The 23587-nt window shown below is 75.2% G+C and carries 16 protein-coding genes; 10 read left to right on the top strand and 6 right to left on the bottom strand.

Annotated features, from left to right (window positions below; all coding sequences use genetic code 11):
- Positions 1–298 precede the first annotated feature (298 nt).
- Positions 299–781 carry an ATP-binding protein gene (locus ACWDNY_RS09520; RefSeq protein WP_451645180.1) on the top strand — a complete coding sequence of 161 codons (483 nt, stop codon included), beginning with the start codon at positions 299–301 and terminating at the stop codon, positions 779–781.
- A 1014-nt stretch (positions 782–1795) separates the two neighbouring features.
- On the opposite strand, the gene ACWDNY_RS09515 is transcribed toward ACWDNY_RS09520, so the two are convergent.
- The gene (locus ACWDNY_RS09515) at positions 1796–2833 is read right to left on the bottom strand and encodes a GlxA family transcriptional regulator (protein ID WP_451645149.1); all 1038 of its coding nucleotides are present in this window, start codon (positions 2831–2833) and stop codon (positions 1796–1798) included.
- Between the two features lie 84 nt (positions 2834–2917).
- Between ACWDNY_RS09515 and ACWDNY_RS09510 the strand changes: the two genes are divergently transcribed.
- Positions 2918–4249 carry an MFS transporter gene (locus ACWDNY_RS09510; RefSeq protein ID WP_451645148.1) on the top strand — a complete coding sequence of 444 codons (1332 nt, stop codon included), beginning with the start codon at positions 2918–2920 and terminating at the stop codon, positions 4247–4249.
- A 194-nt stretch (positions 4250–4443) separates the two neighbouring features.
- On the opposite strand, the gene ACWDNY_RS09505 is transcribed toward ACWDNY_RS09510, so the two are convergent.
- Positions 4444–5730 carry a flavin-containing monooxygenase gene (locus ACWDNY_RS09505; RefSeq protein ID WP_451645147.1) on the bottom strand — a complete coding sequence of 429 codons (1287 nt, stop codon included), beginning with the start codon at positions 5728–5730 and terminating at the stop codon, positions 4444–4446.
- A 401-nt stretch (positions 5731–6131) separates the two neighbouring features.
- On the opposite strand from ACWDNY_RS09505, the gene ACWDNY_RS09500 reads away from it, so the two are divergent.
- Entirely contained in the window at positions 6132–6785 is a 654-nt protein-coding gene (locus tag ACWDNY_RS09500) for a GNAT family N-acetyltransferase (protein WP_451645146.1), read from the top strand.
- A gap of 43 nt (positions 6786–6828) precedes the next feature.
- Positions 6829–7686, top strand: coding sequence for a GNAT family N-acetyltransferase (locus ACWDNY_RS09495; protein WP_451645145.1), 858 nt, complete (start codon positions 6829–6831; stop codon positions 7684–7686).
- Positions 7687–7711: 25 nt separating this feature from the next.
- Here the strand turns inward: ACWDNY_RS09495 and ACWDNY_RS09490 are convergent, their stop codons facing one another.
- On the bottom strand, positions 7712–8377 hold the full coding sequence (locus ACWDNY_RS09490; RefSeq protein ID WP_451645144.1) for a pyridoxine/pyridoxamine 5'-phosphate oxidase: 666 nt from the start codon (positions 8375–8377) through the stop codon (positions 7712–7714).
- A 226-nt stretch (positions 8378–8603) separates the two neighbouring features.
- On the opposite strand from ACWDNY_RS09490, the gene ACWDNY_RS09485 reads away from it, so the two are divergent.
- The gene (locus ACWDNY_RS09485; RefSeq protein WP_451645143.1) at positions 8604–9083 is read left to right on the top strand and encodes a nitroreductase family deazaflavin-dependent oxidoreductase; all 480 of its coding nucleotides are present in this window, start codon (positions 8604–8606) and stop codon (positions 9081–9083) included.
- Between the two features lie 147 nt (positions 9084–9230).
- Here ACWDNY_RS09485 and ACWDNY_RS09480 read toward each other — a convergent pair whose 3' ends face one another.
- Entirely contained in the window at positions 9231–9857 is a 627-nt protein-coding gene (locus tag ACWDNY_RS09480; RefSeq protein WP_451645179.1) for a TetR family transcriptional regulator, read from the bottom strand.
- A gap of 134 nt (positions 9858–9991) precedes the next feature.
- Between ACWDNY_RS09480 and ACWDNY_RS09475 the strand changes: the two genes are divergently transcribed.
- From ACWDNY_RS09475 to ACWDNY_RS09465, 3 genes are all read left to right on the top strand, one after another.
- Complete coding sequence (locus tag ACWDNY_RS09475; RefSeq protein ID WP_451645142.1) at positions 9992–10717, top strand: VOC family protein; 726 nt, start codon at positions 9992–9994, stop codon at positions 10715–10717.
- Between the two features lie 189 nt (positions 10718–10906).
- Positions 10907–13264 carry an outer membrane protein assembly factor BamB family protein gene (locus ACWDNY_RS09470; protein ID WP_451645141.1) on the top strand — a complete coding sequence of 786 codons (2358 nt, stop codon included), beginning with the start codon at positions 10907–10909 and terminating at the stop codon, positions 13262–13264.
- 289 nt (positions 13265–13553) lie between these two features.
- On the top strand, positions 13554–14195 hold the full coding sequence (locus ACWDNY_RS09465) for a hypothetical protein (RefSeq protein ID WP_451645140.1): 642 nt from the start codon (positions 13554–13556) through the stop codon (positions 14193–14195).
- A gap of 75 nt (positions 14196–14270) precedes the next feature.
- On the opposite strand, the gene ACWDNY_RS09460 is transcribed toward ACWDNY_RS09465, so the two are convergent.
- Both ACWDNY_RS09460 and ACWDNY_RS09455 read right to left on the bottom strand, forming a co-directional pair.
- Positions 14271–14450, bottom strand: a complete 180-nt coding sequence (locus tag ACWDNY_RS09460) for a hypothetical protein (RefSeq protein WP_451645139.1) — start codon at positions 14448–14450, stop codon at positions 14271–14273.
- A 261-nt stretch (positions 14451–14711) separates the two neighbouring features.
- Complete coding sequence (locus ACWDNY_RS09455; protein WP_451645138.1) at positions 14712–17741, bottom strand: BTAD domain-containing putative transcriptional regulator; 3030 nt, start codon at positions 17739–17741, stop codon at positions 14712–14714.
- 383 nt (positions 17742–18124) lie between these two features.
- Between ACWDNY_RS09455 and ACWDNY_RS09450 the strand changes: the two genes are divergently transcribed.
- Entirely contained in the window at positions 18125–20710 is a 2586-nt protein-coding gene (locus tag ACWDNY_RS09450) for a bifunctional FO biosynthesis protein CofGH (protein WP_451645137.1), read from the top strand.
- A gap of 92 nt (positions 20711–20802) precedes the next feature.
- Positions 20803–23514: an ATP-binding protein gene (locus tag ACWDNY_RS09445; protein ID WP_451645136.1), complete on the top strand. Its 2712-nt coding sequence runs from the start codon at positions 20803–20805 to the stop codon at positions 23512–23514.
- Positions 23515–23587 lie beyond the last annotated feature (73 nt).

Here is a 23587-nt window from a genome sequence, read left to right as displayed (position 1 = left end):
GGCCGTCCCCGGGGGTGCGTGCCGTTGTTCGCGGGGCCGGCCGGCGTTCGTCGCCCGCGTGTTCGACATCCCGCGGTGAGCGTCGCACAGTATGCCGCACGAGTACTCCTTCGCGCGGGAATATGCCCGAAGCGCTTGTTGCGGTGACGGAACGTCAACCATGCTGTCATGTCAGGGAGTCACGGTCCGTGATCATGACTCCAGCCCTTGTCCTGGCCATGCAGAAAATGGCTACGATCGTGGCGCTGGGGAGGCCCGGGGTCATGATCCGCCGGTTCGGATGGTGTGAGCGGTGCAGGTGCAGGTGCTTCAAGTCCAACTGGAGATCCGGCCCGACCCCGCGGAGGTGGCGCGGGCCAGAAGGTGGGCCCGTTCGCGCCTTGCCGGGTCGGGGATACAGCCTGACGAGCCGCTCGCCGAGACGCTGATCCTGCTCGTGTCCGAACTCGTCACCAACGCCGTGGTGCACACCGGCTGTCCGGCCGTGCTGCGGCTGTGCCTGCCCTGTCCGGCGGCGGAGGCGGCGACCGTGCGCCTGGAGGTGGCCGACGTCAGCACGCGGGCTCCCGTGCCCCGCTGCGCGGACGACGACGCCACGGGCGGCCGGGGTCTCGCCCTGGTCGACGGCCTCGCCGACCGCTGGGGCTGGAGCCCCGAGGGCGCGGGCAAACGCATCTGGTGCGAGCTGGACCGCTGCGGCCGGACCGGGGACGCGGCAGCAGTCCCGGCCACCTGCGGAGGAGAGCCGTCCTGCGAGGGCCTGGCGTACGAGGCCGTCTGAGGGCTGTCCTGTGATCCGCGGTGGATCGGCGTGCGGCGTCGGATGCGGTGCATCGCACGGCGGAGGGCCGTCCTCGTACTGGGTGTGTTCGGGCGATCCGGCAGCGCGGCGAGGTGCCGTAGCGGTCGTCGTGCGCCCGCCTGGGGATTGCGGGACAGCCCTCAGGTCCGGGCCGGGCAGGTCCGGACGGCCGCCCGGGACCCGGCGGCGAGGCCGCTCCCGCTCCCGGCCGGCTGTGAGGCCGCTCCCGGCCCGGCTGTGAGGCCACCCCGGGTGCGGCGCCCGTACGGCCCCGCGCAGGATGTCCGGAACCGGCGTGCCGGGCCACGGGTGTGACCGTCCGAGCCCCGTGCAGGACGTCCGGATCGGCGCAGGGTCTCCCGTCGGCGCCCCGCAGGGCCCGTGCCGGGCGTGTCGCCGCCGCCCGTTCGTGGGATCTGCCTGCCGCGGCGGCCGGTGCACGGTGGCAGAAAGCGCCGGCACCCCCACCCGGCCGGACCGTCGTGCGCCGGACGTGCTTCCGTGCGCACCCGTGACGAAAGGCGCACAACGGGCAAGTCGTCGTGCAGGTGTTGACGGTCGATCGCTGTCTGATCACGCTGAGGGGCAGCGATTCGCCGCGAGGGGACGTCGAGGGCTCGGTTGACGGAAGCCCTCGACGAGTGTGGGTCGTGATGCCGGCGCCGACCGGTTCCCCGGGGTCACGGGGGCGGGAACCGGTGCGCCGGAGCCGGATGGCGGCGCGCGGTGCCGTGCTCGGGGCGGGCACGAGCGCGCCGCCAGCCGGACTTCCCCCTTCCCCGCCCGGCGATCCCGCGCATCGGGGTGCGCCCGCCGTGCGGCGACGTTTCTCCACAGGCTGTGGACAACTTTTCGGGGCATCCGGGCCGACCCGGACGGGCCGAGACCGGCCGATGTCGGCCCAAAAGACAGCTCGGACCCGCCGAGGACATCTCATACCGTCTCAGACCCGCTGTGACCCACTCAGACCGGGACGGATCTGCTGGGACTCGCTCAGACCGGGTCGGGCCGGCCGCCGCGGTGGCCGGCCCGATCGTCGCTCCCGGCGCCGGTCCGGAAGGTCCGGCGGTACGCCGTCGGTGTGACGCCGAGCGCCGCCTGCAGGTGCTGCCGCATCGACTGGGCCGTGCCGAACCCGGCGTCGCGGGCCACCTGGTCGACGGAGAGGCCGGTGGACTCCAGCAGGTGCCGGGCCCGCTCCACCCGCTGCCGGGTGAGCCACTGGCCGGGACTGACACCCGCCTCCTCCCGGAAGCGCCGGGTGAACGTCCGGACGGACATCGACTCCTGCGCGGCCATGTCCCGCAGCTGGATCGGCTCGTGCAGCCGCCCCAGCGCCCACGCGCGCGCCCGGGTCGTGGTGGACTGCTGCGGATCGGGCACGGGCCGGTGGATGTACTGGGCCTGCCCGCCGTCGCGGTGGGGCGGTACGACGGTGCGGCGGGCCACGTCGTTGGCGACCGCGGTGCCGTGGTCACGGCGCAGCATGTGCAGGCACAGGTCGACGCCCGCCGCGACGCCGGCGGAGGTCAGCACGTCCCCGTCGTCGACGAACAGCACGTCCGCGTCCACCCTGACCCGCGGGAACATGCGCTGGAGCCGGTCCGCCTCCGCCCAGTGGGTGGTGGCGGGCCGCCCGTCGAGGTACCCGGCGGCCGCCAGCACGTACACGCCGGTGCAGATCGAGGCCAGTCGCGTGCCGGGCCGGACCAGCGCGAGCGCGGCGGCCAGTTCCCCGGGCAGCACGCCCTCCTCGTAGACCGGGCCGAGCTCGTACGACGCGGGGACGATCACGGTGTCGGCGGTGGCCAGGGCCTGCGGGCCGTTCGGCACCCGGACCGTGAAGTCCGCGGCGGTGAGGACGGGCCCCGGCGGCCGCACCGAACAGGTGACGACCTCGTACAGCGGCCTGCCGGCGGTGTCCCGCGGGAGTCCGAAGACGCGGTGCGGGATGCCCAGTTCGAAGGGCAGCAGGCCGTCGAGGGCGAGCACGACGACGCGGTGGGGGCGATGGCCCGGGTCCGTGTCCATGAGCCGATCGTATGGCCCGATCCTGACGAATGCTGTCTTTCGGGCCACTCGTGCGGACGGGCTCCGGAACGGAAGCTCGGGAGCGTGACCCAGACAACCGACACCGCAGCCGCAGAGCGCGCCCGGGGCGACCGGCAGGCGCCGCGCCCGCGGCGGCGCCGCACGATGTCACCGCACCGGGCCTGGTTCGTCGCCGCCGTCACCTTCGTGACGATCACCGGGGCCGCCGCCTTCCGGTCCCTCCCGGGCCTCCTCATCGACCCGTTGCACCAGGAGTTCGGCTGGTCACGCGCCACGATCGGCGGGGCCGTCTCGATCAACCTGGCGCTGTACGGGCTCACCGCCCCCTTCGCCGCCGCGCTGATGGACCGCTTCGGCATCCGCCGGGTGGTCGCGGGCGCGCTGACCGTGATCGCGGCCGGCTCCGGGGCGACCGTGTGGATGACGGCGCCCTGGCAACTGTGGCTGTCCTGGGGCCTGCTGGTCGGCCTCGGCGCCGGCTCGATGGCGCTGGCGTTCGCCGCGACGGTCACCAACCGCTGGTTCACCGAGCGCCGCGGCCTGGTCAGCGGCATCCTCACCGCGGCGTCCGCCTCCGGCCAGCTGGTCTTCCTGCCGGTCCTGTCCTGGACGGTGCAGGCCCACGGCTGGCGGCCGGCGGCGGTCACGGTGTCGCTGGCCGCCCTCGCCGTCGTCCCCCTGGTCTGGCTGCTGCTGCGCGACCACCCGGCGGACGTGGGCGTGAAGCCGTACGGGGCGACGGAGTTCGTGCCCAGGCCCGAGCCGGTGCCGGGCGCCGCCCGCCGGACGGTCGGCGTGCTGCTCTCGGCGGTGCGCACCGGCCCGTTCTGGCTGCTGGCGGGCACCTTCGCGATCTGCGGCGCCTCCACCAACGGCCTGATCCAGACCCACTTCGTGCCCGCCGCCCACGACCACGGCATGCCGATCACGGCGGCCGCCTCGCTGCTCGCGGTCATCGGGGTCTTCGACGTCGCCGGCACCATCGCCTCCGGCTGGTTCACCGACCGCTTCGAACCGCGCCGGCTGCTCGCGGTGTACTACGCGCTGCGGGGCGTGTCGCTGCTGTGCCTGCCCCTGCTCCTCGGCCCGTCGGTGCATCCGCCGATGGTCTTCTTCATCGTCTTCTACGGCCTGGACTGGGTCGCGACCGTCCCGCCCACCCTCGCCCTGTGCCGGGCGCACTACGGCGAGGACAGCGCGATCGTCTTCGGCTGGGTGCTCGCCTCGCACCAGGTCGGGGCCGCCCTCGTCGCCTACCTCGGCGGCGCCGCCCGCGACGCCTTCGGCAGCTACGACGTGGTCTGGTACGCCTCCGGGGCGCTGTGCGCGGCGGCGGCCCTGATGGCCCTGGTGATCCGGCGCCGGCCGCCGGTGGCGCACCCGGCCCTCGCCTGAGCGGCTTCCGGGACCGCCGCACCCCGGGTGCGCGGGGCGGTTTCCGGGATCGCCGTCCCCGAGGACGTGGGCCGACCTCCGCAGTCGCCCGTCCACCCGGGCACGTGGGCCGGACTCCGGGACCGCCCGTGCGCCTGGGCGCGGGGCGGGTCCCGGGGCCGGCCGCCCGCGGGCGCGGGTCGCGGATCGCCTGCTCAGACCGGCAGGCGGGACACCTGCCGGTCCGCGTGCCGGGCGCTCGCCCGGGCGACGGCCCTGGCGATCCTCTCCGCGTCGATCGCCATCTCACGGAACATGCCGCTGATCGGGTTGGTGAAGCCGGTGAAGTACAGACCGGGCGCGTTCCGCGGGCTGCGGGCCCCGTGGACGACCGGCCGGCCGCCGGCGTCGAGGACGTCCAGGTGGCCGACCAGGTCCTCCAGGCCGCGGAGGTAACCCGTCGCGGCGACGACCGCGTCCGGGGTGAGGCGGCTGCCGTCGGCGAGCACGACCGCGCCGTCCTCGAACCCGTCGACGGCGGCCACGACCTCCACCCTGCCCTGGCGCACGGCGTCGATCAGGCCGACGTCCTGCACGGGGATTGCGCCCTGCCTGACCCTGCTGTACAGGCCGGTGTCCGGGCGGGGCAGCCCGTGTGCGGACAGGTCCGGCACGCTGAGCCGCGCCAGCGGCCCGGCCAGCCGGTCCACCAGCCCCGTGGGCAGCCGGCGGACGAGCACGCCCGTGTACTGCGCGGCCCAGCCGAGCGTCGACCGCCGCACGATGTGCGGGGCGGTGCGCACGGACAGCCGCACCCGGGCCGCCCCGCCCTCCACCAGGTCGACGGCTATCTCCGCGCCCGTGTTGCCCACGCCGACGACGAGGACGTCACGGCCGGCGAACGGCTGGGCGTTGCGGTACTGCGACGCGTGCAGGAACTCGCCGGTCCAGGCGTCCCGGCCGGGCCAGTCGGGCACGCGGGGCGTGTGGTTGTGGCCGGTCGCGACGACGACCGCCCCGCCGGTCAGCTCCCGTCCACCGGAGGCGCGCAGCAGCCAGCCGGTGCCGTCGGGCGTGCGCTCGATCCGGGAGACCTCGACCCCCGTCACGATCTCCAACTCGTGGTGCTCGGCGTACTTCTCCAGGTAGCGCACCACGTCGTCGCGTGAGACCCACCGCCCGAACCGGCGCGGCATCGGCAGCCCCGGCAGGGCCGACAGGCGCCGGGTGGTGTGCAGGTGCAGCCGGTCGTAGTGACGCCGCCAGGAGGCCCCGACCCGGTCGGACCGCTCCAGCACCACGGCCCGGATCCCCCGGGCGCGCAGCGCGTGGGCGGCGGCCAGCCCGCCCGGTCCGCCGCCGACGACGTACACGGGCCGGTCGGCCCGGTTCGGTGCGGTGGGGGTGCCGGACGTGCGGTCGGACGTCGCCGGGGCGGACGTCGCCGGGTGGGGTGCGGTCGGTTCGGGCGCCGTCGGGTGGGGCGCTGTGGAGTCGGCCATGAGCGCGAGCGTAATCACGCACCCGATTGATGGGTCTCGGTCAAGACCGGAATTGGTTGCGGATTGATCACGCCTGTGGGAAGAGTGCGCGGAGTCGACGGAGCCCGAGTGCGGGAGGGACGACCCGGTCACCCGGCGCGCTCCGCACCGGCCGTCGGTGAGACGTGGGGGCGTGAAGGCTTGGGGGCGCGGGCGTCGAGGCGTGGGAGCGCGCGGGCGGCGGTGTCCTCAGGGCGCCTGGGTGGCGTCGGGGCGGACCCGCCTGGGCCGCCTCGCCCGGTGCGGATCCCGCCGCCCGGTGGGCCCGTGCGCGGGGTCCGTCCGCCCCGGCTCGATCCCGCCGGGCGCACGGCGTGACGGGGCGGCGGGCGACCCGGGAGGGCGCGGTGTTCAATGGCCCGGTGAACGCCGACCCCCGCGACTCCCGGAACCTGTTCTCGGCACGCGTGGAAGGGGACGGGCTGCTCCTGCGCCCGTGGGACCCGCTGTCCGACGCCGACGTCGACGCCTTCCTGCGGGGCACCAGCGACCCCGAGTTCCAGCGGTGGAACACCCCGATCGTCCCGATCACGGACCCGGACGGCGCCCGTGAGGCGCTCCTGGCGCGGGCGGCCCGCCTCGCGGACGGCACGGGGGTGTCCTTCCGCATCGCGGACGCGGCCGGCGGCACCATCCTCGGGCACATCGGCGTCACCGAGATCCGCCGGCCCCTCCGTGTCGCGCGGATCGGCTACTGGGTGCTGCCCGAGGCGCGCGGGCAGCGGGTGGCCACCCGGGCCCTCGGCCTGGTCGCGCGCTGGGCGTTCGGAGAACTGGGCCTGCACCGCCTGGAGTTGGACCACGCCGTCGGGCACGGGATCTCCTGCCGGGTCGCGGAGCGGTGCGGGTTCCGGTACGAGGGGACGCTGCGCGGGGCACTGTTCGAAGCGGGCCGGCGGGACGCCTACCGTGACGCGCACCTGCACGCGCGGCTCACCACGGACCCGGAGCCCGACCCGCACCCGAAACCGGAGCCGGATCCGAACGCGAACACGGAGCGCGGTACCGCCCGGTGAACGACCCCCGGCGCCCCGGCCGGGCGGCGCGGGAAGATGGGGCATGCCTTCCGACGACTGGTACCTCACCGGCGATCTCGAGGAGTTCCTGGACCGGGCCGGGGACTTCCTCCGCTCACGGCCCGCGCGGCACACCGTGCACCTGACCGTGACGGAGAACCTGCGCTTGCGCGGAGAGCACATCTACGGGGCCGGGGCTCCCGAGTTCGGCGTCCTGGCGGGGGGCGGCGGTGTGCGGGCGGCCTTCCTGCGGACGCCGCCCCATCCGATCGTCCTCACCTCCCTGACCGACGGGGAGGCGGACGCGCTGGCCGCGCGGCTTGCCGGGGCGGGGCGGGCCCTGCCGGGCGTCAACGCCGAGCGCGACACCGCCGCCGCGTTCGCCGCGGCCTGGCGGCGGCACACCGGCGGCGAAGCAGTCCTCCACCGGCGGCTGCGGCTGTACCGGCTCGGTGAGTTGACCCCTCCGCGGCCCGCCCCGCCGGGCGGTGCGCGGGTGGCGGGTGCGCAGGACCGGGAGCAACTGGCCTGCTGGTACGAGGAGTTCTGCGCGGCCGTCGGGGAACGGGTTGTCCTGGCCCCGGACGAGTGGGCGGGCCAGCGCGTCGAGCGGGGCGACGTGATGTTCTGGCGGCTGCCGGACGGCAGGCCCGTCGCCATGGCCGGGACGACACCCGAGGCCGCCGGTCAGATCCGGGTGTCCGCGGTGTACACGCCGGCCGGGCTGCGCGGACGCGGGTACGCCGGTGCCGTCACCGCGGAGGTCAGCCGGGCCGCTCTCGGCACGGGCGTGCGGGAGGTGCTGCTGTTCACCGACCTCGCCAACCCGACCAGCAACGGGCTCTACCAGCGGATCGGGTACCGGCCGGTGTCCGACTTCGCCGTCCACGACTTCCGCTGACGCCCGGCACGGGCGCGGCGGCCCGTCACGGCCAGAGCAGCTCGCGGGTCCAGCCGTCCCCGGTGCGCCGGTAGCGCAGCCGGGTGTGCCGGCGCCGCTCGTCGCCCTGGAAGAACTCGGCCTCCTCGGGCCGCAGGTGGTACAGGGTCCAGGTGGGGACCTCGGCGGCCGGCTCGCGCCGGGCCTGTTCCCACGCCGCCTCGGAAGCCCGCGCCAGCTCCGCCGGGGAGCCCACGACCTCGCTCTGGCGGCCGGTGAGCGCGGCGGCCAGGGCCCCCGTCGAACGGGCGTGGAGGTCGGCCTGCGACTGCTGCCGCGGGGCCGCCGCGACGCGGCCCCGCAGGCGGACCTGGCGGCCCAGGACCGGCCAGTAGAAGGTGAGCGCCGCGTACGGGCGGGCGGCCAGTTGGCGGCCCTTGCGGCTGCCGGAGTGGGACGCGAAGGACCAGCCGTCGGCGTCCGCGCCGTGCAGGATCACGATCCGGCTGTCCGGCTGGCCGTCCTCGCCGGCGGTCGCCAGCGACATGGTGTGCGGCTCCCTCTCCCCGGCGGCGACCGCCTCGGCGAACCACTTGGTGAACAGGGCGAGGGGCCCGGCGGGCGCGGTGGCCGGGTCCAGCGGGGGCAGCTCGGTGACCTCCGGGTCCCAGACGCGCAGTGACCTCAGGAGCTCGTGAAGATCGGTTCCCATGCCGTCGAGTATCCCCGGGGCCGTCCGGCCGCACCGCCGTCACCGCCGGACCCGGTCGGTCGGTCCCTGCGGTTGAGGAGCCCGCCGGCAGGCCGCAGTCTGGTGGTGGCCGGTCCCGAAGGAGCGGGGCGCCGCCCGCCGTACCCGTAGGGCGGTCGCGACGGACGGGTGCCCGGCACCGGACGGCGCGGGCCCGGCCGGCCGTCGACGGGAGGAGGGTGGCCCGGTGAGCGCGGGACTGGGGGTCCGGACGGTGCGGAAGGTGTCCTCCACGCGGGCCTTCGCACGCGTCGGCCCGCACGTCGTGCCCGCGCTGGACCGCGCCCTGCACCGCCTCACGCGCGGGAGGGCGATGCTCGCCGAGGCGCTGCTGCCGGGTCTGATGCTCACGTCCACGGGTGCCCGCAGCCGTCTGCCCCGGCGGACCCCGCTCACCTGCCTGCCGGATGACGGCGGGCGGGGCTGGGTGGTCACCGGGTCCAACTTCGGGCGGGCCGGCCACCCGGCCTGGACGTACAACCTGCTCGCCCACCCCGACGCCGAGATCGGCTTCAGGGGCGAGGACATCCCGGTGCGGGCCCGGCTGCTGGCGGGGGAGGAGCGCGCCGCCGCCTGGGACGCCGTCGTCGCCCGCTGGCCGCCGTACGCGGTGTACCAGGCGCGCGTGGAGCGGGAGATCCGCCTCTTCCGTCTCGTGCGGCGCTGAACCCGCGGGAGGCGCCGGGTGACGGCCGCACGACGACCGGCTCACCGGGCCGTGCCCCCACAACGCGGCAGGCGGCGGTTCACCGCAGTGAACCGCCGCCTGCCTGACAGGACGTGGGGCGTGGGAACGGGCCCGGAACCGTGGGGACTACCGCGTGGGCTTCCTCCCGGTGACACCCAGGAAGACCAGCAGTGCGAGGTTGAGCTTGAGGTCGGCCTGCTTCACGCCGAAGCCCTTCTGGTGCAAGGCGACCGCCGCGAGCATCGCGACGAGCGAACCGGCGATCGCGGTCGGGTTCACGTCCTTGTCGACCCGCCCTTTGGACTGGAGTTCGGCCACGGTGTCCGCCAGTGAGCTGATCACCGGATTCAGGATCCTGGCGCGGATCTTGGCGAAGCGCTTGTCGCCCTCCGCGGCGCCGAGGTCGATCACGCGCAATATCGCGTCGTTCGCGCGCCAGAACTCCAGGAAGCCCTCCACCAGTTCCTGGGCGGTCTGCCAGCCGGCCCTGCCGGCCCAGGAGCGCCCCTCGAGCAGCTCGGCCAACCTGGCCCCCTCGGGGACCACTTGCTCGGCGATCTCCAGGACGGCGCTCTCGACGTCCGGAAAGTACTGGTAGAAGGTCGCGGGCGAAGTGCCCGCCCTTCGGGCGACGTCGATGACCTTGACGTCCCGGTAGGGGGAGGAGCTGAGCATCTCTCTGAGGCAGTCGAGCAGCTTCTGCCGGGTCGCCTGCCCACGCCGGCCGGCCACGCGGCCGTCGACGGTACGCACTTGTCCTGTCATGCCGTCAGCTTACCGACGGGGGGTGGGAGCGCGATTCGGCCGACTGCAAACGGGGGTCGGAGGCACGAGGAGCACGCTGTGCCTGGTCTGCGGCCTGCGGGCGGCCCGGTTACTTTGACGGTATGGCCGAAAACTGGGCATCCGCGTATACGGAGGGCGTCCCGTGCTGGGTGGACGCGCAGCTCCCCGACGTCGAGGCCGGCAAGCGGTTCTACGGTGAGCTCTTCGGGTGGGCCTTCGAGGAGGCGGGGCGGGGCGGCTCGGTGTGGGCGCGGCTGGACGGCGAGCCCGTCGCCGCGCTCGCGCACAAGGCGGACGGCCGGCTGCCCACCGTGTGGACGGTGTACTTCGCCGCCCCGGACGCCGGGGCGCTGGCCGCGCGGATCCGGGCCGGCGGCGGGCAGACCGTCACGCCGCCGCTGTCGCTGGACGGCCTCGGCACGGCCGTCCTCGTGGCCGACCCCGAGGGCGCGGTCTTCGGCCTGTGGCAGCCGGGCCGGCACCAGGGCTTCGGCCGGCGCCACGCGGTGGGCTCGTTCGCCTGGGCGGAGCTGTACGCCCGCGACACGGTAGGCGCCAACGCCTTCTACGGCACCCTCTTCCACGACGCCCTCTTCGGCCCCGGCGCCGAGCCCGACTTCGGCCGCGCGCCCGTCGTGGACGTCTTCCCGCCCGAGATGCCGCCCCACTTCCTCGTCCACTTCCGGGTCGGGGACTGCGAGGCGGCCCTCGACGACGTGCACCGGCTCGGCGGCCGGACGCAGGCACCGCCCTTCGAGACGTCGTACGGAACCGTGGCCGTCGTCCTCGACAATCAGGGGGCGTCCTTCGCCGTGCTCCAGAGGTGAAGGACGCCCTTCCGAGGTGAAACGGGGGGTTTGCGGCGGGACACCCCGATTCGTCGCCGGGTTCGCAACCAGTGCCCGGGACAGGAAGAATCGGGGTGCGTGCCGCCAGGGCGGTGCGGTGGTGAGACGCTGCACTTCGGTCGCGTCCACAGGTGGGCGGCGCGGCTCGTACGGGGAGGTGGCAGGCAAGTGGTGGATCAGCTGACGCAGCACGATCCGCGGCGGATCGGGCCGTTCGAGGTGCTGGGACGGCTGGGTGCCGGCGGCATGGGGCTGGTCTATCTGGCGCGCTCGGCGTCGGGCCGGCGCGTGGCGATCAAGACGGTGCGCACGGAACTGGCCGAGGACCAGCTGTTCCGGGTGCGCTTCACCCGGGAGGTGGAGGCGGCGCGGGCCGTCTCCGGGTTCTACACGGCCGCGGTCGTCGACGCCGACCCGCGCGCCGCCGTGCCGTGGCTGGCCACCGCCTACGTGCCCGCCCCCTCCCTCGAGGAGATAGTGACCGAGTGCGGGCCGCTCCCGGCCCAGGCGGTGCGCTGGCTCGCCGCCGGCGTCGCCGAGGCGCTGCAGTCGATCCACGGGGCCGGACTGGTGCACCGGGACCTGAAGCCCTCCAACGTCCTCGTCGTCGAGGACGGCCCCCGGGTGATCGACTTCGGCATCGCCTCCGGTGTGTCGAACACCCGTCTGACGATGACGAACGTCGCCGTCGGCACGCCCGCCTACATGTCGCCGGAGCAGGCGAAGGACTCGCGCAGCGTGACCGGCGCCAGCGACGTCTTCTCCCTCGGCTCCACCCTCGTCTTCGCGGCCACCGGCCACGCGCCCTTCCACGGCGCCAACCCGGTGGAGACGGTCTTCATGCTGCTGCGGGAGGGCCCGGACCTCGAAGGGCTGCCCGACGAGTTGCGGCCGCTGATCGAGTCCTGCATGCAGATGGAGGCGCCGGCCCGCCCCACCCCGGCCGACCTCCAGGCCCAGCTCGCCCCCCACCTGTTCGGCTCCGGCTCCGACGACAGCGGCACCGCCTCGGCGTGGCTGCCCGAGCGGGCGGTGAGTCTGATCGAGGGCCGCCGCGGCGGCCGCCCGCCCGGCCGGCCCGCCACCGCCGGCCCCCGCGGCGGCCGGCCCCACGTGCCGCCCCCGCCGGCGCACGACCCCGTCGTCCCGGGGCCGTCCGTGCCCGCGCCGTTCGTCCCGGCGCCGGCCGGCGCTCCCGGCACGGGCCCGGTGCGGCTGGCCGGGGCCCCGGTGCCGATCGGCCCCGGGCCGCGCGTGGCCGACGCCCGCGCCGCCGCCGTCAAGGCGCCCCCGCCGGAGGCCGGCCTGGCCGCGTCCTGGTCCAAGCCGCGCCCCGGCGTCAACGGCGTCGACGGCGCCGTGCCGCCGGTGCCGGCCGCGCCCCCGGAGGCCGCCGCCGGCTGGCGCCCCTGGCGCTTCCGCATGTCGAACGACGTGTGGGGGACCCCGTCCGTCGCCGGCGACCTCGTCTACGTCACCTCCTTCGAGGTGCACGCCCTCGACGTGGCCACCGGCCGCCGCCGCTTCAAGACCCGCGACGTGGCCTGGTCGATGGCGGTCGCCGACGGCCGTGTCCACGCCTCCGACGGACCCACCCTGTTCGCCCTCGACGCCCGCGAGGGCGCCGACCTGTGGCGGCTGCAGACGGACGCCTGGGTGTACTCCCTCAAGGCCGACCGGGGCACGGTCGTCACCGGCACCCGCGGCGGCGGCGTACAGGCCTGGGAGGCGGCCAACGGCCGCAGACTGTGGGAGATCACCGGCGCGCAGGCCGACTTCGAGTCGCCGGAGGCCGGCCCCGCCCTCCACGACGGCACGGTGTACGTCTGGCAGGACGCCCGCCTGCGCGCCCTGGACGCCCGCACCGGCGACGAGCGCTGGTCCTACCCGATCGGCGACGCGGCATCCTGCGGCGGCGTCCCGGTCCGGCTGACCCCGGCCTCCGACGGCTACGTCTACGTCTCGGCGGGCACCCGCGTGCTCGCCCTGGACGTGGCGAGCGGCCGGGTGCGCTGGCACTTCGAGGCCCCCGCGGTCTTCCTGTGCCCGCCCGCCTTCGTACCCGGCCCGGCCGTGACCGGCGGCGGCCTCTACCTGACCGACTACCTCGGCACGGTCTACGCCCTGGACGCCACCGACGGCCGCGACCGCTGGCGCATCGCGACCGAGGCCCGGGCGGCGATCGACCCGGTGCTGGTCGCCGCCGGACACGTGCACGTCGGCAGCGGCAAGGGCCTGTACACGCTGGACGCGGTGACGGGCACGCCCAAGTGGCGTTTCCAGGCCGGCGGCGAGATCGTCGGGTCCCCGGCGGTCGCCGAGGGCCGCATCCACTTCGGCTCCACCGACCACCTGCTGTACACCCTCAAGGCCGACGACGGCCGGCTGCGCTGGAAGCTGGCGACCGGCGGCGAGATCACCGGCTCCCCGGTGGTCAGGGACGGCGTCGTGTACGCGTGCAGCAAGGACCGCTGCGTGTACGCCCTGGACGCGGAGAAGGGCACGGGGACCGCGCGCACCACGTGACGGGCCGGCTCCCCGCCGGGTGGGCGGGTGACGGCCGTCGTACCGGTTCACGGAAGGGCCCGGACGGCGGCCGTCGCTCTCGGACGGACGGCGGCCGGTCGCGCACCGGTCACCGTTCCCGCTCACGACGCTACTCCCCGTGCGCACCGTCCGCCAGGCGACGCCGGGCGCACGGCCCCGGGGGCGGTCCGGCGGATCGAGCCGGAGGAGACCGGCGGCACCGCGCGGATCAGGCCTGCCGGATCCGGGTTTCCGGCACGACAGGCCGGACAGCCCCTAAGGTGGGCCCATGGGGATACGGGGGCGGGGGCTCAGGTTCACGGTGGTTCTGGCGGTCACGGTGCTCGCGCTGACGGGCTTCTCCCGGGGCCACGGGCACAGCAGCCGGCACGGCGGCGGCTCGGGCGGCGGGTGCAGCAGTTCCAGCCAGGACCACGACGGTTCGTCGTCGTACGGCTCCAGCGGCGGAAGCGGGGGAAGCAGCGACTACGTGGGCAGCGGCGACAGCTACCCCACGAGCGACGCGAGCAGCGGCGACAGCTACTCCTCCAGCGGCGGAAGCGCAGCCGACAGCGACTCCACCAGCGGCGGGGGCACCGGCTACGGATCCACTCACCGCCGCCCCGCTCGCACCCCCAGCGCTTCATCGCCCGGCCACGGCCTGAAGGACGCCACGGTGGAGCTCCTGAGCTGCCCGACCGGGACGAGGCCGTGGGCCGAGGTGGAGGTCACCAACCCCAACGGCCGCGAGGCGGACTTCCGGGTGGTGGTGCACTTCCTGGACGGGGCCTCCCTCCCCGTCGACGACGGCGTGACGGAGGTCGCGGTGGCCGCCGGCGGCACCAGGACCGCCGTCATCCCCTTCGACGTCTCCCGCGTGTCCGGCTACGAGCACTGCGAGGCCGTACCGCGGGCCGAGCCGGTGGACTGACGGCCCCGGACACACGTCGACCGCGGCGGCTCCCCTCCGCGCCGCCGCGGTCGTGCCCCGTGTGAGGGAGACCTGTCAGACGGGCTCGCCCGTCGCGTGGATGTTGTCCGTGGTGGCCTCGCCGGTGCCGTCGTCCGCCTTGAGCGGGTTCTCGGTGGTCAGCGGCTCACCGGTGGCGTGGATGTTGTCCGTGCGAAGGGTGTCCGCTTTCGCGTCGGTCGCGTGGATGTTCTCGGTTCTCAGGTCGTCGCTCATGACGGCTGCCTCCCCGTTAGGGCTCGGTTCGATGGTGCGGTGCCCGGCCGGCGACTCCCCCGTTCGGCCGCCGGCCGGGCCGCTCGGGCCGCTCGCCCTGGGGCACGGCCCGAAGGTCGCCCGCCTGCCCCCCGACGCGGCGGTTCGACCACTTCACAGTGGCGGACGGCGATAAACGAATGATGAACGCCCACCGTGGGGGCCACGGAAGCCTGCCACGGAAGGGACGGCCGGCGCACGGCCCTTCGTCGTCCGGGGCGCTCAGGCCACGGCCAGCGGGTTGAGCAGTGCGCGTACCGTCGCGGCCTCCGGAGCGTCCAGCGCCTCGAAGATGTCCAGCGACTCCCGCCAGCAGACCTGTGCACGGCCGGTGTGCCCGATGGCGTGCAGGGCGCGGCCGAGGACGACCAGCACGTTCCCCCGCCGCCAGGCGCCGCCGGTGTCGCGCAGCACGCCCAGGGCGAGCTCCGCGTTGGCCGCCGCCTGCGCGGGGCGCTGCGCGGCGAGGTCCACCTCGGCCAGGCGGAACAGCGACATGCCCTCCCAGAGCTGCTGGCGGCTGTCCCGGAAGACCGCCAGGGCCTCCTGGAGACGGGCCGCGGCCTCCGTCGTCCGCCCGCTCTGCGTGAGGGCGAGCCCCAGCGCGTACCGGCCGTTGGCGCCCTTGAGGGCGTGGCCCATGGCGTCGTACATGTCGGTGCCCTGCCGGGCCAGGGTCACGGCGCTGCGGGTGCGTCCGGTGGCCAGGTGGATGCGCGAGAGGTTGCACAGCGCGCTCGCCTCACCCGGGCGGTCCAGGCAGGCGCGGAAACCCTCGATGGCGCGGGTCAGGCGGGCCTCGCCGTCGTCGTAGCGGCTCTGGTAGAGGGCGATCACGCCGAGCGTGTTGTCGGCCCAGCAGGACGTCAGCGGGTCGGCGCCGGCGCTGAGGGCCGCGGCCTGCTCCGCGGCCTCGACGGCGAGGTCGAAGCGCCCGGTGATGTGGTGGACGTACGCCACCATGATCAGGGCGCGGGCCTCCGCCCGGGCGTCCCCGGACCGCCGCGCGGCCTCGCGCAGCAGGGACGCGACGCCCTCGTACGCCTTGGAGTTCGTGCCGGACTCGGCCAGGTCCACGGACGCCCACAGGGTGTCGACGGCGCGCCTGAGGACCGCCGCGCCTGCTCCCGCCGTGCCGCTCCCGCCGTCCGCCCGGGGCGCGGGGGCCGCCGTCTCACGGGCGTGGTCCTGCCGGGCCGGGCCGGCCGCCTGGCGCACGCAGGCCAGCAGGGACACCGCCTCCGTGTGCCGCCAGTCCTGCGCCCGGTGCCGGTCCGGGAAGGTCAGGCCCGGGTACCGGGTCCGCTCCAGGTGGTCCACCAGCCGGTCCCCGGGCCGTTCGATCGCGTACGCGTCCGCCGCCGTGGCCAGGTAGAAGTCCAGCAGCCGCGACAGTGCCGCGGCGCGTTCGCCCGGCGGGTGCTCGTCCCGCTCGGCGCACGCCCGCGCGTACAGGCGGACCAGGTCGTGGAAGCGGTACCGGCCGGGCGCCGCCGACTCCAGCAGGGACGTGTCGACGAGGGACTCCAGCAGGTCCTCCGTCTCCGCCGCCGGCAGGTCCAGCACCGCCGCGGCCGCCGCCAGGGAGATGTCCGGGCCGTCGGCCAGGCCCAGCAGGCGGAACGCCCGGGCCTGGGCCGGCTCCAGTTGGCCGTAGCCGAGTTCGAAGGTGGCCTTCACGGCCAGGTCGCCGGCCTGGAGCTCGTCCAGACGGCGCCGCTCGTCGGCCAGCTTCGCGGCGAGGACCGACACCGTCCAGGTACGGCGGGCGGCCAGACGGGACGCCGCGATGCGGATCGCCAGCGGCAGGAAACCGCACGCCGCCACCACGTCCAGGGCCGCCTCGCGCTCGGACCCCACCCGATCCTCACCGACGATCTTCGTGAACAGCGACAGCGCCTCGTCCGGCGACATCACGTCCAGGTCGACCAGGTGGGCGCCGGCCAGGCCGACCATGCGCACCCGGGACGTGACCAGGGCGGCGCAGCCGTCGGTGCCCGGCAGCAGCGGTCTCACCTGCGCCGCGTCCCGGGCGTTGTCGAGCAGGACCAGCACCCGGCGGCCGGCCAGCACCGACCGGTACAGCGCCGCCCGCTCCTGGAGGGTGTCCGGGATCGCCGGGTCGGCGGTGCCCAGCGCCCGCAGGAAGGAGCCGAGGACCGCCTCCGGCTCCGCCGCCCGCGGCCCCGCGCCCTGCAGGTCGACGTAGAGCTGCCCGTCCGGGAAGGCGGCCCGCGCCCGGTGCGCCACGTGCACCGCCAGCGTCGTCTTGCCCACGCCCCCGATGCCGGCCAGGGCCGACACCGCCATCACACGGCCCTCCGCCGAGGCCAGCACGTCGCCCAGCTCGGCCACGAAGGCGTCCCGGCCGGTGAAGTCCGGCACCGTCGCGGGCAGTTGCGCGGGACGTACCGGCACGTGCGCCGGCTCGGCCACCGGCGCCGACGGCTCCGCGAGGGCCGGGTCCGCCCGGAGGATCCGCTGCTGCAGCTCACGCAGTTCCGGGCGGGGGTCCACGCCCAGCTCGTCGGCGAGCAGCCGCCGGGTGTCGGCGTACACCGCCAGGGCCTCCGCCTGCCGGCCGCTGCGGTACAGCGCCAGCATCAGCAGTTCCCGCAGGCACTCGCGCAGCGGATGCGCCGCCGTCAGCGCCGTCAGCTCCGAAACGGCCTCCGCGTGGCGGCCCTGCTCCAGGTCCATGTCCAGCCGGGCCTCCAGCAGCTGGAGCCGCCACTCCTGCAGCCGTACGCGCTGGCCCTCCGCGTAGGGGCCCGGCACTCCGGCCAGCGGCTCCCCGTCCCACAGGGCCAGCGCGCGGTTCAGCACCTCGCGCGCCCGGGACAGGTCCCCCGCGGCCCGGGCCCGCTCGGCCTGCGCGGTCAGCCGCCGCGCGACCGTCAGGTCCAGCGCGTCCTCGTCCGCCCCCCGTACGGCGTAACCGCCCGACTCGCTCACCAGCACGCCGGGGTCCAGCACCTTGCGCAGGCGGGAGGCGTACGTGCGCAGCGCGGCCAGCGCCCGGGACGGCGGCTCCTCACCCCACAGCGCGTCGATCAGCTCCGCCGCCGTCGCCGTGCGGCCCTCGCGCAGCAGCAGCGCGGCCAGCAGGGCGCGCTGCTGGGGGGAGCCGGTGGCGAGCGGCGCGTCGCCGCGCCAGGCGCGCACCGGGCCGAGCACGCCGAAGCGCAGCCGGGCCGGCTCCTGCGGGGAGCCGGAACGCCGCTGCTCCGGTACTCGCGGTAGACCCTCCATGCCGTCCCCCTGGATATGCCGAACAACCACGTCAGTTTGCCTTGTTCAGGCGGGTTGCGTCAGCAGCCGCAGACGCCGGACACCAGGCGGCGCACCGGAGGAACGGGGCCCGGACGGGGTTTTCACACAGGTCCGCGGGGGCTTCGGCGCCGCCGCGCACCGGCCCGCGTGGATCGTGTGCGGTCCTTGTGCGCACCACGTGTGCACCGCGGAACCCGGACGGCGGGCGCCGGACGACGGCATCGCGCGGCCGGACCCGCCGAAGGGGCCGCACCCCCCATCAGGTCCGCGCGCCCCGCCACCCGGAGGACACCGGGCCGACGCCGGGAGGGCGGACCGGCCACGCCCGTTCGCACTGATCACCGCAATCGTATGCTCGAAGGATGACGACCTCCGCGGCCTCCGGAACCGGCCCCACCGAGAACTCCCTGCGGCGCGCCCTCAAACGAGCCCGCGACGGCGTCGCGCTGGACGTGGCCGAGGCGGCCGTGCTCCTCCAGGCCCGCGGCGGGCACCTGGAGGACCTCGCCTCCTCCGCCGCCCGGGTGCGGGACGCGGGCCTTCAGGCCGCCGGCCGTCCCGGCGTCATCACCTACTCCAAGAGCGTCTTCGTCCCGCTGACCCGGCTGTGCCGCGACAAGTGCCACTACTGCACCTTCGTCACCGTGCCCGGCCGGCTGCGCCGCGACGGGCACGGGATGTTCATGTCCCCCGACGAGGTCCTCGACATCGCCCGCCGCGGTGCCGAACTCGGCTGCAAGGAAGCCCTCATCACCCTCGGCGACAAGCCCGAGGACCGCTGGCCCGAGGCACGCGAGTGGCTCGACGCGCACGGCTACGACGACACCGTCGCCTACGTCCGCGCGATCTCCATCCGCATCCTGGAGGAGACCGGGCTGCTGCCGCACCTCAACCCCGGTGTCCTGACGTGGACGGATTTCCAGCGCCTGAAGCCGGTCGCCCCCTCGATGGGGATGATGCTGGAGACCACGGCCACCCGGCTGTGGTCCGAGCCGGGCGGCCCGCACCACGGCTCCCCCGACAAGGAACCCGCCGTGCGGCTGCGGGTGCTGGAGGACGCCGGGCGCTCCTCCGTCCCCTTCACCTCCGGCATCCTCGTCGGCATCGGCGAGACGTACGAGGAGCGCGCCGAGTCGCTGTTCGCGCTGCGCAGGATCTCCCGGGCCCACCACGGCATCCAGGAACTGATCATCCAGAACTTCCGTGCCAAGCCGGACACGGCCATGCGCGGCATGCCCGACGCCGAACTGGACGACCTCGTCGCCACGGTCGCCGTCGCCCGGCTCGTCCTGGGCCCGTCCGCCTGCCTGCAGGCCCCGCCCAACCTGGTGGACGCCGAGTACGGGCGGCTCATCGGCGCCGGCATCGACGACTGGGGCGGCGTCTCCCCGCTCACCATCGACCACGTCAACCCCGAACGTCCCTGGCCCCAGATCGAGCAGCTCGCCGAGAAGTCCCGGGCCGCCGGCTTCGAGCTGCGCGAACGGCTGTGCGTCTACCCGGAGTTCGTCACCCGCGGCGAGCCCTGGCTGGACCCGCGGCTGCTGCCGCACGTGCGTGCCCTCGCCGACCCCGAGACGGGCCTCGCCCGCGAGGACGCGGTCGTCGAGGGCCACCCGTGGCAGGAGCCCGAGGAGGTCTTCCAGGCGTCGGGCCGCACCGACCTGCACCGCACCATCGACACCGAGGGACGCACCACGGACCGCCGCGACGACTTCGACGAGGTGTACGGCGACTGGGGCGCCCTGCGGGAGGCGGCCCGGCCCGGCATGGTGCCCGAGCGCATCGACACCGACGTGCGCGCGGCCCTGCGCACCGCCGCCGACGACCCGACGAGGCTGACCGACGAGGAGGCCCTCGCCCTCCTGCACGCCGACGGCCCGGCCCTGGACGCGCTGTGCCGCATCGCGGACGACGTGCGCCGGGCGGCGGTCGGCGACGACGTGACGTACATCGTCACGCGGAACATCAATTTCACCAACGTCTGCTACACCGGCTGCCGTTTCTGTGCGTTCGCCCAGCGCCGCACGGACGCCGACGCCTACACGCTCTCCCTGGAGCAGGTCGCCGACCGCGCCCAGCAGGCGTGGGACGTGGGCGCGGTGGAGGTGTGCATGCAGGGCGGCATCCACCCCGACCTGCCGGGCACGGCGTACTTCGACATCGCGAGGGCGGTCAAGGAGCGCGTCCCCGGCATGCACGTGCACGCCTTCTCGCCGATGGAGGTCGTCAACGGCGCGACGCGGACCGGGATGTCCGTGCGCGAGTGGCTGACGGCGGCCAGGGAGGCGGGCCTGGACACGATCCCGGGCACGGCCGCCGAGATCCTCGACGACGAGGTCCGCTGGGTGCTGACCAAGGGCAAGCTGCCCACGGCCACCTGGATCGAGGTCGTCACGACGGCGCACGAACTCGGCATCCGCTCCAGTTCGACGATGATGTACGGCCACGTCGACCAGCCCCGCCACTGGCTCGGCCACCTGCGCACCCTGGCCCGGATCCAGCAGCGGACCGGCGGCTTCACCGAGTTCGTGACCCTGCCCTTCGTCCACACCAACGCGCCCGTCTACCTGGCGGGCATCGCCCGGCCGGGCCCGAGCATGCGCGACAACCGGGCCGTGACGGCGATGGCCCGCCTGCTCCTGCACCCGCACATCTCCAACATCCAGACGAGCTGGGTGAAGCTGGGCACCGAGGGCGCGGCCGAGATGCTCCGCTCCGGCGCGAACGACCTCGGCGGCACGCTGATGGAGGAGACCATCTCCCGGATGGCCGGCTCGTCGTACGGCTCGTACAAGTCGGTCAAGGACCTGGTCGCGGTCGCCGGGGCGGCGGGCCGGCCGGCGAAGCCCCGGACCACGCTCTACGGCGAGGTGCCCGAGGAGCGCCGGCGGGCCGCGGCGGCGTCGGACGGCCACCTGCCGGAGCTGCTGCCGGTGCTGGACTGAGCGCGGCGCACTGTCTCGATCCACGCTCGCGTACCTGACGAGCGGGCTGATCCATGCCATGATCCCGCCACGTTGACTCCGGGGGGCGCAGGGTGGCGAGCGACGTACGGACGGGCCGCAGGCGACTGATGGTGACGGGCACCGCCGTGGTGCTGGCCGTCACCGGCATGTCCGGCGACTTCATCTTCAGTGAGCTGAAGGGCAGGCTGGCGCTCGGTGTGTTCGCGGGCGCGGTGGCGGTGGCGGCCGGACTCACGGCGGTCATGCACCGGCACGTCGACGAGGCCGACGACTCCGACGGCTCGCAGGGCGCGCGGGCCGAGCCGCGCCCGGCGAACGTGCCGCACCAGCTCCCGCCCGAACACGTCCTGGTGGACTGGGGCATGCTCAGCGCCAGCCTCGTCGAGCGGCTCCGGGACGTGCCGACGCCCACCGGCGGCACGCTGCCGGGGGACCCGGCCGTGGGGCAGTCCAGGGTGATCGTCGTCCACGGAGCCGGCGGCACGGGCAAGACGGCACTCGCCCTGCACGCGGCGCACCGGGTGAAGGCGCACTATCCGGACGGGCAGCTCTACGTCAACCTGTGGGGGGACGCGGACAGCCCGCGCGACAGCGGGGAGGTCCTGGGCGAGTTCCTCCAGACTCTGGGGGCGGCCCCCGAGGACATCCCCCGCCGGACCGACGACCGGGCGGCGCGCTTCCGCAGCCTCACGAACAACCTGCGTCTGCTCGTCCTTCTCGACAACGCGCACAGCAGCGAGCAGATCCAGCCACTTCTGCCCGTCGGGCCGGGGTGCTCGGTGCTGGTGACGAGCAGGCGGGCCCTGTCCGCCGGGAACATCACCCCGCGCAACCGGGTCAAGGTCCGGCTCCCCGACGAGAACCAGGCCATGGAGGTGCTGAGCGCACACGCGGGCCGGGACCGGATCGCCTCGGACCCCGCGACGGCCCTGGAGATCGTCCAGTTCTGCGGTCGGCTGCCGCTGGCGCTGCGGATCGTCGGCGCGAAGATCGCGACCCGCGAGGACCTGACGCTGCGGCGGATGCGCGCCCGGCTCGAGGACGAACGCGCCCGGCTGCACGAACTGGTCCACGGGAACGAGAGCCTCCAGGCCTGCCTGTCCCTCACCTACCGCGACCTGCCGGAGCCGGCCCGGGTGACGGCCGGACTGCTCGCCTCCCTTCCCGTCAGCACGCTCACCGACTGGCACGTCCGGTGGTGCCTGCCGGACCCGGCGGCGGCCGGCGGCGTGGCCGACGAACTCGTCGCCGTGGGGCTGATGGAGGCGCACCGCGGGGACGACGAGGAGTCCGGCTACCGCTTCCACGACCTGGTGCGCGTCTTCGCGCGGGAGCAGTACGACGCCCTGCCTCCCCAGGAGCGGCACGACGCCGAGAAGCGTCTGGTGCGTGCCTACCGCGATGCGGTCGTCCACCTGGCCGCGGCCCGCGCACCCGAACTCGGCGCGGAGGCGTCGCGCGAGCGCGCCGGGAACCTGGCCCGGGAGACGGCCGGGGTCTGGGTGGCCGGCGAGAACGAGCGGATCCGGTGGGCGATCACCCGCGCCCGGCGCCTGGGGCTGGACGCCGAGGGCGCGGAACTCGCCGAGGGCTTCACGTACTTCCTCGACGACGTGCGGCTGTCCGCCGAGTCCGCGCGGTGGCTGTTCGACGCGCACGGCGAGCGGCGGGCCCGCGTGGTGGGCAGCCTCCGGCGCGGGCGGGCGGCGGCTGCTCTCGCCGACGCCATGCCGGACACGGCCCTGGAGGTGTTCCTGCCCGGCGGCACCGCCGACCCCGCGGTCCCGCTGACCGCCCGCGACCGGATGGTCGTGGCGCGCGCCCACGCGGCCAGGAGCGACTTCCGCGCGGCCCTGGACCACATGACCACGGCCGTCCGGGAACTGCGCGCCGACGACGACCGCTGGCACGTGCTGTGCTCGCTGGAGAAGCTGGGGGAGTTCCAGCGCTGGCGCGGCGAGCCGGAGCAGGCACGGGAGAGCCAGCAGGAGGCCCTGCGTCTGGCGGAGGAGTCCGGGGACCGGCGCGCCCAGGCACGCCTGCGCCGCACCCTGGCCGAGACGCTCGGCTATCTGCGCCGGCCCGAGGAGGCCGCCCCGCTCCTGGAGCGGGCCGTGCGCGACTTCCGGATCCTGGGAGACCGGGTCTGGGAGGGCGCGAGCCTGTACGCGCTCGGCAAGATCTACCGGCTGCTCGGCCGCCGCGAGGAGGCCCTGGAGACGTACGACAAGGCCGAGGACCTCTTCGGCCCCATGGGCGAGCGCCTGTGGGTGGGCCGCATCGACAACGCGCGCATCCGCGTCTACGCGGGCCTGGGCCGCTTCGACGAGGCCTGGGCGGCGGCCCACGCGTCCCTCGACGTGTTCCGCCGGCTCGGGCACGAGATGTGGCACGCCCACACCCAGCGGGACGTCGGCTGGCTGCACCTGCGACAGGGCCGGCCCGCCGACGCTCTGGGCCCGCTCACCGAGGCGGTCGAGGTGACCGGGCGGGCCGGCGACGCGTACGCCGAGGCCATGGCCCGGCACCTGCGGGGCGTCGCCCACCGCGAACTGGGCCGGCCGGCGGAGGCGCGCGCCGACCTGGAGGCGGCGCTGGACGTCTACCGGGGCGGCGCCTACGAGTGGAACGAGGCGATCGTGCTGCACGACCTCGTCCGGGCCCTGCGCGCCGAGGGCGCCGTGGCGGAGGCGGAGTGCCGGGAGTCCGAGGCGGCCGCCAACCCCGCCTTCGCGCGCATGGCCGGCCGGGACGGCGCCCGGGCCGTGCCGGACGAGGAGTGACCGCGGGGACTGTGCAGCCGATGGGCGGGCCGCTCACAGTACGATGATCCGACCCCCGGCGGAGGGGCCGAAC

This window comes from Streptomyces sp. NPDC003697 (genome assembly GCF_053587115.1).
The sequence above is the reverse complement of the archived record's forward strand: the minus strand, read 5'-3'. Positions and strand labels throughout refer to the sequence as shown.